The following is a 13,319-nucleotide window of genomic DNA, read 5'->3' as shown; positions in this document are numbered from 1 at the left end:
ATTCAGCCTCGCCGGCGTTTGAGTGGGGGTCCCCCCCCGGGCGGAGCCGGGTTTCTTGGGGCTCCGCCCCAAACCCCGCGCCTCAATCGCCGGCGAGGCTGAAAATGGCCGCCCCGGGCTTCGAAAGCATGGACCGGGCACGCAGCGCTTGCAGCCGGGGTCCGGTGAAACCAGCCCCGCCGGCGTTTGAGTTGCGGGGTCCGGGGAGGCGCCGCGGGAGTCAGGCCGGCTCCGCGACGCCTGGGCCGAGTGGCTACTTGCCGATGAGGTCGGACACCTTCACGAAGCGGTAGCCCCGTTTGCGGAGTTCCGGGACGATCTTTCGGATGGCCTCCTCGGTGACGGGGGCCGCGCTGCGCGTGCAGTGCATGACCACCACCGACCCCGGCTTCACCCCGGCGAGGACCTGCTGGGCCACCGCGTCCGGATCCTTCGCGAAGGCGTCCCCGCTGACCACGTCCCACTGGACGGCCGTCACCTTGGCCGTGGACAGCGCCCGCAGGGCCTGGTCGTCGTAGCAGCCGCCGGGGAAGCGGAAGTAGGGCACGGTGTTCACCGCGCCCGCCGTGCGGAAGGCGGCGAAGGCCCGGTCGACGTCGGCCCGGGCGGCCGCGGCGTCGAGCGCGGGGAGCCCGTAGCAGGGGGACTTGAAGGCGTGGTGGCTGTACGAGTGGTTCGCGATCTCGAAGTTCGGATCGGTGCCGATGGCCTTCGCCTGGTCGGGGTACTCCTCGGCCCAGCGCCCGGTCATGAAGATCGTCGAGGGCACCTTGAGCGTCTTCAGGGTGGCGATCAGCTGGGGGTTGTCGAAGTGCTCCCCGCCCGCCGCGCGCGGCCCCTGGTCGGAGGTCATGTCGGCGTCGAAGGTCAGCGCGACGGTCTTGTCGGTGTGCTGCTTGGCCCGTTCGAAGACGGGGGTCAGGCCGTTCGGCCCGGGCGGCAGCATCGGGACCGCGCCGGGCCCGCCGGCCCCGGCGGCCGGCGACGAGGCGGCGGGGGAGTCGGGGGCGGCGGCCGAGGCGGCGGAGGACGGCCCGTCGGACGCGGCGGGGGTGCCCAGACGGGCCTGGCTGCCGGAGGGGGCGGTGCCGCCTCCGCATCCGGTGAGGGCGGTGCACAGAACGGCACCGAGGGCGGCCGCGGCCACCGCATTGCGTACGGAATGGGTCACGCAGGCAAAATATATGAACATCTGCTTTGCATATGGTCACGGCGCGGGCCGGGCCGGAGAATCGCCCGCCCGTGTACACCTCAGCTCGCCAGCAGCCGTGCGCGGCACGCCCCGACGTCGAAACCGGGCTCCGGATAGCGCGGATCGATGTCCTCCAGATGCTCCAGCAGCAGGGTGCTGACGGCCCAGTTCCGGTACCACTTGCGGTCCGCGGGGACCACGTACCAGGGCGCGGCCGCGCTGGAGCAGCGCTCCAGGGCCAAGGCGTACGCCTCCTGGTACGCGGACCACAGCGCCCGCTCCTCGATGTCGCCCGGGTCGAACTTCCAGCGCTTGTCCGGGTTGTCGAGCCGCTTCAGCAGCCGCCTGAGCTGCTCCTCGGGACTGATGTGGAGGAAGACCTTCACTACGGTGACGCCGTCCTCGGCGAGGGACTCCTCGAAGCGGTTGATCTCGCCGTAGCGGCGGTCCAGGCGGCTGCGGGGCACCAGCTCCCGGACGCGGGCGATGAGCACGTCCTCGTAGTGCGAGCGGTCGAAGATGCCGATCTCGCCGGGGCGGGGGAGCGCCTTGGTGATCCGCCAGAGGAACGGGTGGCCGCGCTCCTCGGCGGTGGGCGCCTTGAAGGCCGTGATGCGGCAGCCCGAGGGGTTGAGCTGGCCGATCACGTGCTTGACGGTGCCGCCCTTGCCGCTGGTGTCCATGCCCTGCAGGACCAGCAGGACCCGGCGGCGGTCACCGGCGGTGGCGGCCGCGTACAGCCGCTCCTGGAGCTCGGCGAGCGGCCCGGCCAGCCGGGCGGTGGCCGCCTGGCCGGCGGCCTTGCCGGCCGGGCCGGCGGGCAGCGCCGCCGGCGAGAGCGCGCCGAGGTCGACGCGCTTTCCGGCGGGTACGCGCAGCAGCGGACCCAGCCGGGCCGCGCCGCGGGCCCCGTCGCGCCCAGCCTTGTCGCCCTTGCCTGCGGAGGACACCCTCCGATGGTCCACCACATCGGGCGGGCCCGCGAGGCGTCAGGGGGCAGGGTCAGGCGTCAGGCGGCGGTCAGCGCCAAGGGCCCGTCACGGCGAAGGTGGTGCCGGGGGTGTAGGCGTTGACGTACATGGTGCGGCCGTCGGGGGAGAAGGTCACCCCGGCGAACTCGCCCCACTCCGGGGCCCCGGGCCGGCCGATGTCCTCGGCGTTGCGGGCCACCGGGTACACCTCGCCGGCCCGGGTCACGCCGAAGACGTACTGGGCGCCGCCGCCGTCCTCGCACACCATCAGCCCGCCGTCCGGGGCCAGGCAGATGTTGTCGGGGCAGTCGCCGGGCAGCGCGATGTCCGTGGCGGGGCCGAAGAGCACGTCGAGGCGGACCACGGCGCGGCGCGGGTCGTGGAACCACACCTGGCCGTGGTGGTCGGCGGCGGCCCCCTCGCCGCTGCGGGCGAAGCTGGAGACGAAGTGGACGCCGCCGTCGCCCCAGTAGCAGCCCTCGAGCTTCTGGGCGTGGGTGATGCCGCCGGGGCCGAAGTCCTGGAACCGGATCGGGGTGCCGGCCGCGGCCGGGTCCGGTACGGGGACCCACTCGGCCGGGAACTCGGCGCCGGGCTCGTCCACCACCGACAGGTCCGGCACCCCGGGCACCCGCAGGGCCTGGAGCGCGCCGCCGACCCGCAGCGAACCGGGGCCGCCGAGCGGGCGGGCCGGCAGGAAGCGGTAGAACAGGCCGAAGGGGCGCACGAAGGCGTCCTCGGTCTCATACACGATCCCGGTGTACGGGTCCACGGCGACGGCCTCGTGCGCGAAGCGGCCCATCGCGGTGAGCGGGACCGCGCCCGAGCGGTGCGGGTCGGCGGGGTCGACCTCGAAGACGTAGCCGTGGTCGCGGGTGTAGCCGGAGGTGCCGGCCAGGTCCTCGGTCTCCTCGCAGCTCAGCCAGGTGTTCCAAGGGGTGCGGCCGCCCGCGCAGTTGACGGCGGTGCCGGCGAGGGCGACGCGCTCGGCGGTGACGCGGCCGTCGGGGGCGAGTTCGAGGAGGGTGCAGCCGCCGAGGGCGGCGGGGTCGTAGGTCAGGCCCGCGACGGGCGGGACGCGCAGGGTGGCGGCGGGCTTGTTCTCGTGGTTGCGCACCAGCCGGACGCCTCCGGCGGCGGGACCGGCGGGACCGGCGGCGAAGGCGGCCATGCCGTCGCAATTGGCGGGCACGGTCCCCTCGCCGGAGCGGAGCGGGTCCCCTGCCCGGGACAGCACGGTGTAGGTGAACCCGGCCGGCAGGTCGAGCAGCCCGCGGGGGTCGGGGACCAGCGGGCCGTACCCGGGTCCGCGCCCGGCGGGGGCGGCCCGGCCGCCGGTGAACAGCACCCCGACGGCTCCGCTGAACGCGATGGAGGCGGCGGCGAGCACGCTGCGGCGTGAAACAGACATGCGGGACTCCGATCGGGGGGACCGGGAGCCGTGGTACCACGCCGCACCCGCCGCCCTGGTGCGCCCCGCCGCAACCCTCCCCCCACCGGCGGCACCGCCGCCGGCCGCGGGTGGGGATCCGGCGGCGCGGTGCGGTGCGGAGGGGGCGGAGGCACGCGGGCGGGTGCCCTGCGGGGCCGTTCCCCTCCCCGCCCCTTCCCGAACCCGGGGGCTCCGCCCCCGGACCCCGGCACCGCGGTGCGCGCCGCGGGGCCCGGCGGTGCCGGAGCCCGCCGTCGGGCGTCCGCGGGGCTTCGCCCCCGGACCCCGGTACCGCGGGGCCCGGCGGTGCCGGAGCCCCGCCGTCGGGCGTCCGCGCGAGCACTGCCCCCGCCGCACCGGCCCGGCCCGGCCGTGAGGCCTGCCGGCCGGCGGGGCGGGGGGGTCCGTCAGGACAGGGTGGCGCTCAGGGTGATCGTCGTGCCCGTCAGGGCCTGGCTGACCGGGCAGTTCTTCTTCGCGTCCTGCGCGGCGGCCTCGAAGCCGGCCGCGTCGATGCCGGGGACCTGCCCCTCCACCGTCAGGTGGATGCCGGTGATGCCCTCGCCGGGCTGGAAGGTGACGTCCGCCTTCGTCTCCAGCCGGGTCGGCGGCGTGCCCTTGCCCGCCAGCGCGTGGGACAGCGCCATCGAGAAGCAGCTGGAGTGCGCGGCGGCGATCAGCTCTTCCGGGCTGGTCTTGCCGTTGGCCGCCTCGGCTCGCGAGGGCCAGGAGACGTCGTACGAGCCGATGCCCGAGGAGTCGAGGGTGACGACGCCCTTGCCCTCCAGCAGGTTGCCTTCCCAGACGGTGTGTGCGTGACGGGTGGTGGCCATGTTCTGTGGTGTCCCTTCGCAGAAGCTCGCAGAAGTTCGCGGAAGTTCGACCCCAAACCTACTGGGACACCAGGGGTTTCGCGTCGCGTGCCAGCGCGGTGAGCCGCGATATGGCGCGGAAGTACTTCTTGCGGTACCCGCCGTTCAGCATGTCGTCACTGAACAGCCGGTCGAACGGGACGCCCGACGCGAGCACCGGTATCTCCCGGTCGTACAGCCGGTCGGCCAGCACCACGAGCCGCAGCGCCGTCGACTGGTCCGGGACCGGGACCACGTCGGTGAGGCACACCGCGGTGATCCCCTCGGTGAGGGCCCCGTACCGGCTGGGGTGCACCCGGGCCAGGTGCTCCAGCAGCCCGGGGAAGTCGTCGAGGCTGGCGCCCTCGGTCGCGTACGCGGCCTTCGCCACCTGCTCGTCGGAGAACGGCGCCGGGGCCTCCGGCAGCCCGCGGTGGCGGTAGTCCTGGCCGTCGATGCGCAGCGGCCGGAAGTGCGCGGACAGCCCCTGGATCTCCCGCAGGAAGTCCACGGCGGCGAAGCGGCCCTCGCCGAGCTTGCCGGGCAGCGTGTTGGAGGTGGCGGCCAGCGCCACGCCCTGGTCGACCAGCTTGCCGAGCAGCGAGGACACCAGCACGGTGTCGCCCGGGTCGTCCAGCTCGAATTCGTCGATGCACAGGAGCCGGTGCCCGCCCAGGGTCTGCACGGTCTGCTGGAAGCCGAGGGCGCCGACCAGGTTGGTCAGCTCCACGAAGGTGCCGAAGGCCTTCAGCGCGGGCTCGGCCGGGGTGGCGTGCCACAGGGAGGCCAGCAGGTGGGTCTTGCCGACGCCGTAGCCGCCGTCGAGGTAGATGCCGCGCGGGGCGGCGGGGGCGGCCGGCTTGCGGGCGAACCAGCGCCGCTTGCCGGAGCCGCTGGCGTGCGCGCCGCCGAGCCCGGCGGCGAAGCCGCTCAGCACGGAGACGGCCTCGGCCTGGCTCGGCTGGGTCGGGTCCGGGTTGTACGTGTCGAAGCGCACCGAGTCGAAACGCGGCGGCGGGACCATCTCGGCCACCAGCCGTTCGGCGGGCACCCGCGGCTCGCGGGCGCACAGGGCCTGCGGGCCGGCGTCGGCTATCGGGGGTCGCCCGTAGGTGGAACCGGAGGTCGAGAGTGATGTTGACACAGCTCTTAACTCTACGGGCCGTGGCACACTTCACCGATGCGACGGCTGTTCCCTGTGACCGATCAGACATCCCTCCCCGAGGACCGGGCGCAGCTCCCGGCCCCGGCGGCCCGTACGGAGGCCACCGCCGACCGCGAGTGGTCCCTGGACGAGCTGGCGGAGGCGTACGCGTACCCCGCCCTCGCCCCGGACGGCCACTGGCTGCGCGCCAACATGGTCTCCACCCTCGACGGCGCGGCCCAGCACGACGGCCGCTCGCAGCCCATCTCGGGCGAAACCGACATGCGGATCTTCGGCACCCTGCGGGCGCTGGCCGATGTGGTGATCGCCGGAGCCGAAACGGTTCGCCAGGAGGGCTACCGCCCGGCCCGCGCCCGCGAGGCCTTCGCGGCCCGGCGCGCGGCCGCCGGACAGGGCCCCGCCCCGGTCATCGCGGTGGTCACCGCCAGCCTGGACCTGGACTTCTCCCTGCCCCTGTTCACCTCCCCCCTGGTGCCGACGCTGGTGGTCACCGGCGCGGGCGCCCCCTCCGACCGGGTGGCCGAGGCCGTACAGGCCGGGGCCGAGGTGGTGATCGCGGGAGACGGGGCCGCCGTGGACCCGGCCCGGGCGGTCCGGGAGCTCGCCGACCGCGGGCTGCGTCGGCAGCTGACCGAGGGCGGGCCCCGGCTGCTGGGCCAGTTCGTGGCCGCCGACGTGCTGGACGAGCTGTGTCTGACGATCTCGCCGATGCTCACTGCCGGAGGCGCCCAGCGCATCTCCGGCGGGCCCGCGGTCGCCGTGCCGCACCGGCTGGCGCCCGCCTCGGTACTGGAGGAGGCCGGGTTCCTCTTCACGAGCTACCGTCGGATCTGACAAGGGGCGGAATTTCTCGTTCCGCTTAGCGTCCGGTGGGCACATATATCTGCGCAGGCCCCGTGGGAGAGCGGGGCAGGATGGTTTCCGCAGGGGCCGGCCGCCCGGCCGCGGCCCATGAAGGAGAGGGCGTCCGTGTTCACGAGCGTTTTGATGATCGAGCAGCCGCTGACCGCCGTCGACGTGGACTTCGTCACCACCCTGCACGGGGACGACCCGGTCTCCTTCATCGTGCTCATGCAGCCCCGGGGCGACCAGGACCGGCTGCTGCGCGCCATCGACGACGTCGCCCTCGGCGAGCTGCCCGAGGCCCTGCGCGAGGCCGACGTACCGGAGGGCGACGCCGCCCGCGGCCCCGCCGAGCAGGCCCTGGCCCACTCCCTGGAGTCCTTGCGCCGCAAGGGCGCCCAGGCCACCGGGCAGATCGTCGAGGACCACCCGCTGGACAAGCTCAAGGAGATCGTCGACACCTCGTCCGCCGATGAGGTGATCGTCTTGACCGCCCCGCACTTCGTGGAGGAGTTCTTCCACCGGGACTGGGCCTCCCGCGCGCGGCACAAGGTCGGGGTTCCGGTGCTCAAGCTCTTCGCCCACAACGAATAGGCTGGCGTCCGACACTTTCGCCGAGCCGTCCCGACACCCACCCGCCGGGACGTCCGGCGCAACCGACCCGCACCTTGGGGAGCATCCGTATGACGCCGCCGTCCGGCCTGCCGAACGCCATGGAACGCCCGCACTTCATCGGCATCGGCGGCGCCGGGATGTCCGGCATCGCGAAGATCCTCGCCCAGCGCGGCGCCGCCGTGGCCGGCAGCGACGCCCGCGACTCCGAGACCGCCGGGGCCCTGCGCGCCCACGGCGCCACGGTCCACATCGGGCACGCGGCCGGACACCTCGCCGACGACGCCACCTGCGTGGTCGTCTCCAGCGCCATCCGCGCCGACAACCCCGAGCTGGCCCGCGCCGCCGAGCTCGGCGTGCCCGTCGTGCACCGCTCCGACGCCCTCGCCGCCCTCATGGAGGACCTGCGCCCGATCGCGGTGGCCGGCACCCACGGCAAGACCACCACCACCTCGATGCTGGCGGTGTCCCTCTCCGCCTTGGGCCTGGACCCCTCGTACGCCATCGGCGGCGACCTGGACGCCCCGGGCTCCAACGCCCACCACGGCGCCGGCGACATCTTCGTCGCGGAGGCGGACGAGAGCGACCGCAGCTTCCACAAGTACGCCCCGCAGGTCGCGATCATCCTCAACGCGGAGCTCGACCACCACGCGAACTACGCGTCGATGGAGGAGATCTACGAGTCCTTCGAGACCTTCGTCGGCCGGATCGTGCCCGGCGGCACCCTGGTCGTCGCCCACGGCCAGGCCGGAGCGGCCGAGATCGCCGGCCGGGTCCGCGGCACCGAGGGCCTCAACGTCGTCACGTACGGCGAGGAGGCCGACGCCGACGTCCGGATCGAGAAGATCATCCCGCGCGGTCTGACCAGCGAGGTCACCGTCGCCCTGGACGGCCGCACCATCACCTTCACCGTGTCCGTGCCCGGCCGCCACTACGCCCACAACGCCGTCGCCGCCCTCGCCGCCGGCGTCGCCCTCGGCATCCCCGCCGAGGACCTGGCCGCCGCGATCGGCAAGTACACCGGGGTCAAGCGCCGCCTCCAGCTCAAGGGCGAGGTCGCGGGCGTGCAGGTCATCGACTCCTACGCCCACCACCCCACCGAGATGACCGCCGACCTGGAGGCCATCCGCGGCGCGGCCGGCGACTCCCGGATCCTGGTCGTCTTCCAGCCGCACCTGTTCTCCCGCACCCAGGAGCTGGGCAAGGAGATGGGCCAGGCCCTGGCCCTGGCCGACTCCGCCGTGGTCCTGGACATCTACCCGGCCCGCGAGGACCCGATCCCGGGCGTCACCAGCGAGATCATCATCACCGCCGCGCGCGCCGCGGGCGCCGACGTCACCGCCGAGCACGACAAGGAATCCGTCGCCGACGTGATCGCGGGAATGGCCAAGCCCGGCGATCTCGTTCTCACCATGGGCGCGGGAGACGTCACGGACCTGGGTCCGGCGATCCTGGCCCGCCTGGCGGGCTGACGGCCCGGGGGACGCGAACACGAGGGAGCGGGAGAGTCATGGCGTACGAGGTCGAGAAGCCGGACGAGCAGTGGCAGGCGGAGCTGACCCCGTCCGAGTACCAGGTGCTGCGCCTCGCGGGCACCGAACCGGCGTTCCGCGGTGAGTACACCGACACCAAGACGCCCGGCGTCTACAGCTGCCGCGCCTGCGGCGCCGAGCTCTTCCGCTCCACCGAGAAGTTCGACTCGCACTGCGGCTGGCCGTCCTTCTACGACCCGAAGGACTCCGACGCGGTCGAACTGCGCGCGGACACCTCGCACGGCATGGTCCGCACCGAGGTCCTCTGCGCGCGCTGCGGCTCCCACCTGGGCCACGTCTTCGAGGGCGAGGGCTACCCGACCCCCACGGACCAGCGCTACTGCATCAACTCGATCTCCCTGCGCCTCACCCCCGACGAGGAGTGAGGACCGCCGCCCGCCGGCGGTCGAGGGTGCGGCGCTTGGCCGCGCGTCATACGCGTCATACGCTCTGGGTGTGGCGAAGACCAGGATCAGCATCAGCCTTGAGCAGGAGCAGGCGGAACGCATCAGACGGCATGCGGAGCGTGCCGGCCTGGACGTCTCGGCGTACCTCGTGCACGCCGCGACACAGCAGATGGCCGAGACCGAGGCCATAGAGGAGCAGTTCGCGGGAGTGGACGCTCTGATTGCGGCTGCCGAGGCGGAGGCGGCCGGTGTCGCACCGGAGCCGGAGGCGGCGGCCGGGGAGCTGACGGAGCAGGAGCGGCGGGAGGTCGAGTCCGCGCTCGGCCTCGTCTACGGAGCCGACCGGCAGGGTGCGCGGCCGGGCGCGGCCGCGTGAGCACACGGGTCCCCGTCTACGACACCGGGATGCTCATCGCCCTCGCCGACCGCAAGGCGAAGGCGGTCCACCTGCACGAGGGACTGAGGGCGGCGCCGCACCGGGCGCTCGTCCTCGGGCCGGTGCTCGCGCAGGTGTGGCGCCCGAACCCGAGGCAGGTGCACGCGCTGGCCGGAGTCCTCGGCGACTGCACGGTGCCGCAGGCGCGAGGGTCGGCTTCGCCGATGCGCGAGACCAAGGCCGGCCGGCCGGAGTGCATCGCGTGCGCGACGGGACCGGACCTCACTGACTGGCGCCGGGTCGGGACCGCGCTGGGCCTGGCTGCCCTCCCGCCGAAGAAGCGGCCGGACGCGGTGGACGCCTGGGTTGCCCTGGCCGCGGCCAAGCACGGGAGTGCAGTGATCTTCACCAGCGATCCGGAGGACATCGCGGCGTACCTGGCGGTGCTCAACCCGCCGGACGTGCATGTCCACGCCGTGTGAGACGGGCGCGCGGGAAGCGTACGCACGCGCGCGGCCGTACGGGGCCCGCACCGGCATTGCGCCGGGGCGGGCCCCGTGTGCGTGTTGCCGTCAGGCGCGGGCGGTGCAAGTCGGGCAGAGGCCCCGGTAGGTGATGGCGGCTTCCGCGAGGGTGTAGCCGTGGCGTTCGGAGGGTGGGAGGGCGGTCAGGGGGTCGCCCGTCGGGTGGACGTCGCGGATGGTGCCGCACGCCGAGCAGACCAGGTGGTGGTGGGGGCGGTCGGCGTTGGGGTCGTAGCGCTTGGCGCGGCCGGCGGTGGTGACCTCGGCGACCTCGCCGAGCGCGACCAGCTCGCCGAGGGTGTTGTACACCGTCGCCCGGGAGATCTCCGGCAGCCGGGCGGAGGCCCGGGCGAGCACCTCCTCCGCGGTGAGGTGGACGTGGTCGCCGCTCAGCACCTCGGCGACGACCCTGCGCTGGGCCGTCATCCGCCAGCCGCGTACCCGCAGCCGTTCCAGCAGGTCACCCATGCCCCACCAGCCTTACCGTCGCATCGTCCGATGAATGAGTCAGAGCTTGCCTGGTTATTGTATTGACTTGGACTATGTCGATCGTAGGATCGGATCCGGTGGTAGCCAAGACACAGAGGACGGCAGGGGAGCACATGGGGGGTCTCGGGACCGGTTTCCGCCGGCGGAGCCGACCCGTTGCGGCGGAAGGCGTCCCCGATCCCGTGTCCGGCCCCGTGCAGGTACCGCACCACCACCGCCCTCAGCTCTTGAGATCCGTGATCCGCTTAGTTCGGAAGGACGTCCATGTCTGAGAAGCAGGATGCAACCGTGGGAGACGCGTCGGCGGAGGGCGCAGGCGGCTGCCCGGTGGCGCACGGCCGCGCCGCGCACCCGACCCAGGGCGGCGGGAACCGCCAGTGGTGGCCGGAGCGGCTCAACCTGAAGATCCTCGCCAAGAACCCCGCCGTGGCCAACCCGCTCGGCGAGGGGTTCGACTACGCCGAGGCGTTCGCCACCCTCGACCTCCCGGCCGTCAAGCGGGACATCGCGCAGGTGCTGACCACCTCCCAGGACTGGTGGCCCGCCGACTTCGGCCACTACGGCCCGTTCATGGTCCGCATGGCCTGGCACAGCGCCGGCACCTACCGGATCTCCGACGGCCGCGGCGGCGCCGGCGCCGGCCAGCAGCGCTTCGCGCCGCTGAACAGCTGGCCGGACAACGCCAACCTCGACAAGGCCCGCCGCCTGCTGTGGCCGGTCAAGAAGAAGTACGGCCAGGCCATCTCCTGGGCCGACCTCATGATCCTCGCCGGCAACGTCGCGCTGGAGTCCATGGGCTTCGAGACCTTCGGCTTTGCCGGCGGCCGCGCCGACGTCTGGGAGCCGGACGAGGACGTCTACTGGGGCCCCGAGACCACCTGGCTCGCCGACGAGCGCTACTCCGGCGACCGCGAGCTCGAAGACCCGCTCGGCGCCGTCCAGATGGGCCTCATCTACGTCAACCCCGAGGGCCCGAACGGCAACCCGGACCCGATCGCCGCGGCCCGCGACATCCGCGAGACCTTCCGCCGGATGGCGATGAACGACGAGGAGACCGTCGCCCTCATCGCCGGCGGCCACACCTTCGGCAAGACCCACGGCGCCGGCCCCGCCGACCACGTGGGCGCCGACCCCGAGGCGGCCCCGCTGGAGGCCCAGGGCCTCGGCTGGCAGAGCTCGTACGGCTCCGGCAAGGGCGCCGACGCGATCACCTCCGGCCTCGAGGTCACCTGGACCACCACGCCGACCCGGTGGAGCAACAACTTCTTCGAGAACCTCTTCGGCTACGAGTACGAGCTCAGCTCCAGCCCGGCCGGCGCCCACCAGTGGGTGGCCAAGGACGCCGAGGCGGTCATACCCGACGCCTACGACGCGTCGAAGAAGCACCTCCCCACCATGCTCACCACCGACCTGGCGCTGCGCTTCGACCCGGCGTACGAGCAGATCTCGCGGCGCTTCCTGGAGCACCCGGAGCAGTTCGCCGACGCGTTCGCCCGCGCCTGGTACAAGCTGACCCACCGTGACATGGGCCCGATCGTGCGCTACCTCGGCCCGGAGGTCCCCTCCGAGGAGCTGGCGTGGCAGGACCCGCTGCCGCAGCGCACCGGTGAGCTCGTGGACGCGGCCGACGTCGCCGCCCTCAAGGAGCAGATCCTCGGCTCCGGCCTGACGGTGGCCGAGCTCGTCTCCACCTCCTGGGCGGCACTGTCCTCCTTCCGCGGCAGCGACAAGCGCGGCGGCGCCAACGGCGGCCGCATCCGCCTGCAGCCGCAGATCGGCTGGGAGGTGAACGAGCCCGACCAGCTCGCCCGCGTGCTGCGCACCCTGACGGGCATTCAGGAGGCGTTCAACTCCGCCCAGAGCGGCGGCAAGCAGGTCTCGATCGCCGACCTCGTCGTCCTCGCGGGCGTGGCGGCCGTCGAGAAGGCCGCCAAGGACGCCGGCCACGACGTCGAGGTGGCGTTCACCCCGGGCCGCGTGGACGCCTCCCAGGAGCAGACGGACGTGGAGTCCTTCGCCGCGCTGGAGCCGCGCGCCGACGGCTTCCGCAACTACGTCGGCAAGGGCCAGCGCCTGCCCGCCGAGTACCTGCTGGTGGACAAGGCGAACCTGCTGACCCTGAGCGCCCCCGAGCTCACCGTGCTGGTCGGCGGCCTGCGCGTGCTCGGCGCCACGTACCAGGGCTCGCAGCTCGGCGTCCTCACCGAGACCCCCGGGCGGCTGACGAACGACTTCTTCGTCAACCTGCTCGACCTCGGCACCACGTGGACCGCGACCTCCCAGGACGCGCACACCTTCGAGGGCCGCGACACCGCCACCGGCGAGGTCAAGTGGACGGGCAGCCGCGCCGACCTCGTCTTCGGCTCCAACTCCGAGCTGCGCGCACTGGCCGAGGTGTACGCGAGCGACGACGCCAAGGAGAAGTTCGTGACGGACTTCGTCGCGGCGTGGGTCAAGGTGTCGAACCTCGACCGGTTCGACCTCGTCTGACCACGCCGGACGCCACCGGGTCACGACGCCGGTGAGGGCGTCCGGGACCGGCCCGCAGGGGCCGGCCCGGGCGCCCTCAGTCGTTTCCGACGGCGGCGTCGCAGGAGGCGCAGACCAGGTCCTCGGACTCCGGGGCGTACCACGGGGATCCGGGCTCCCCGGCGGCCTGCCGCGGGGCCGGCGCCATGGCGAAGGTGTCCCGGCCGCAGTAGGTCCGCGGGCCGGGGGCGGACGGCAGGCCCGGGGAGGCGGGGGCCGCGTGCACGCGCAGGGTGCGCCCCGGGGTGTGCGCCGCGGCGGGCTGGTCGAGCTCGTACACCACCACAATCTCGCTCATGGGTAGACCGTAGGGCGCCGCGGCGCGGATCCGGGCGGGACACCACGACACCACGCCGACACCGCGAGCACACCCCTCGGATACCGATTCGGACTCCG

The 13,319-nt window shown here is 73.4% G+C and carries 14 protein-coding genes; 7 read left to right on the top strand and 7 right to left on the bottom strand.

The window, feature by feature from the left end:
• Positions 1 to 253: 253 nt before the first annotated feature.
• The 5 genes from ABZ924_RS31170 to zapE form a co-directional block, all read right to left on the bottom strand.
• A complete protein-coding gene (locus tag ABZ924_RS31170) occupies positions 254 to 1,171 on the bottom strand; it encodes a polysaccharide deacetylase family protein (protein ID WP_361917164.1) in 918 nt (305 codons plus the stop codon).
• Positions 1,172 to 1,251: 80 nt separating this feature from the next.
• Entirely contained in the window at positions 1,252 to 2,082 is an 831-nt protein-coding gene (locus ABZ924_RS31165; RefSeq protein WP_361917167.1) for a polyphosphate kinase 2 family protein, read from the bottom strand.
• Positions 2,083 to 2,212: 130 nt separating this feature from the next.
• On the bottom strand, positions 2,213 to 3,574 hold the full coding sequence (locus ABZ924_RS31160; RefSeq protein WP_361917161.1) for an alkaline phosphatase PhoX: 1,362 nt from the start codon (positions 3,572 to 3,574) through the stop codon (positions 2,213 to 2,215).
• Positions 3,575 to 4,002: 428 nt separating this feature from the next.
• Positions 4,003 to 4,428, bottom strand: coding sequence for an OsmC family protein (locus ABZ924_RS31155; RefSeq protein WP_361917158.1), 426 nt, complete (start codon positions 4,426 to 4,428; stop codon positions 4,003 to 4,005).
• A 58-nt stretch (positions 4,429 to 4,486) separates the two neighbouring features.
• Entirely contained in the window at positions 4,487 to 5,590 is a 1,104-nt protein-coding gene (zapE, locus tag ABZ924_RS31150; protein ID WP_361917154.1) for a cell division protein ZapE, read from the bottom strand.
• A gap of 36 nt (positions 5,591 to 5,626) precedes the next feature.
• Here zapE and ABZ924_RS31145 point away from each other — a divergent pair, with 36 nt between their 5' ends.
• The 6 genes from ABZ924_RS31145 to ABZ924_RS31120 all read left to right on the top strand — a co-directional run bounded on the left by ABZ924_RS31145 (position 5,627) and on the right by ABZ924_RS31120 (position 9,863).
• Positions 5,627 to 6,445: a pyrimidine reductase family protein gene (locus ABZ924_RS31145; protein WP_361917151.1), complete on the top strand. Its 819-nt coding sequence runs from the start codon at positions 5,627 to 5,629 to the stop codon at positions 6,443 to 6,445.
• A gap of 135 nt (positions 6,446 to 6,580) precedes the next feature.
• A complete protein-coding gene (locus ABZ924_RS31140; RefSeq protein WP_361917148.1) occupies positions 6,581 to 7,048 on the top strand; it encodes an indole-3-glycerol phosphate synthase in 468 nt (155 codons plus the stop codon).
• A gap of 89 nt (positions 7,049 to 7,137) precedes the next feature.
• Complete coding sequence (gene murC, locus ABZ924_RS31135; protein ID WP_361917145.1) at positions 7,138 to 8,538, top strand: UDP-N-acetylmuramate--L-alanine ligase; 1,401 nt, start codon at positions 7,138 to 7,140, stop codon at positions 8,536 to 8,538.
• A gap of 38 nt (positions 8,539 to 8,576) precedes the next feature.
• Positions 8,577 to 8,984: a peptide-methionine (R)-S-oxide reductase MsrB gene (msrB, locus tag ABZ924_RS31130; RefSeq protein WP_361917142.1), complete on the top strand. Its 408-nt coding sequence runs from the start codon at positions 8,577 to 8,579 to the stop codon at positions 8,982 to 8,984.
• Positions 8,985 to 9,054: 70 nt separating this feature from the next.
• Positions 9,055 to 9,381, top strand: coding sequence for a ribbon-helix-helix protein, CopG family (locus ABZ924_RS31125; protein ID WP_361917139.1), 327 nt, complete (start codon positions 9,055 to 9,057; stop codon positions 9,379 to 9,381).
• The gene (locus tag ABZ924_RS31120) at positions 9,378 to 9,863 is read left to right on the top strand and encodes a hypothetical protein (protein ID WP_361917136.1); all 486 of its coding nucleotides are present in this window, start codon (positions 9,378 to 9,380) and stop codon (positions 9,861 to 9,863) included. Before ABZ924_RS31125 ends, ABZ924_RS31120 begins: the two co-directional genes overlap by 4 nt.
• A 90-nt stretch (positions 9,864 to 9,953) precedes the next feature.
• Here the strand turns inward: ABZ924_RS31120 and ABZ924_RS31115 are convergent, their stop codons facing one another.
• Positions 9,954 to 10,373: a Fur family transcriptional regulator gene (locus ABZ924_RS31115; RefSeq protein WP_361917133.1), complete on the bottom strand. Its 420-nt coding sequence runs from the start codon at positions 10,371 to 10,373 to the stop codon at positions 9,954 to 9,956.
• Between the two features lie 285 nt (positions 10,374 to 10,658).
• Between ABZ924_RS31115 and katG the strand changes: the two genes are divergently transcribed.
• On the top strand, positions 10,659 to 12,884 hold the full coding sequence (gene katG, locus ABZ924_RS31110) for a catalase/peroxidase HPI (protein ID WP_361917130.1): 2,226 nt from the start codon (positions 10,659 to 10,661) through the stop codon (positions 12,882 to 12,884).
• 76 nt (positions 12,885 to 12,960) lie between these two features.
• Here katG and ABZ924_RS31105 read toward each other — a convergent pair whose 3' ends face one another.
• Positions 12,961 to 13,221: a hypothetical protein gene (locus ABZ924_RS31105; protein WP_361917127.1), complete on the bottom strand. Its 261-nt coding sequence runs from the start codon at positions 13,219 to 13,221 to the stop codon at positions 12,961 to 12,963.
• Positions 13,222 to 13,319: the final 98 nt, after the last annotated feature.

This window comes from Streptomyces sp. NPDC046876 (genome assembly GCF_040645035.1).
In the GTDB taxonomy this organism is placed as follows: domain Bacteria; phylum Actinomycetota; class Actinomycetes; order Streptomycetales; family Streptomycetaceae; genus Streptomyces.
Note: the sequence above shows the minus strand (reverse complement) of the source record. Positions and strands in the feature narration are given on the sequence as shown.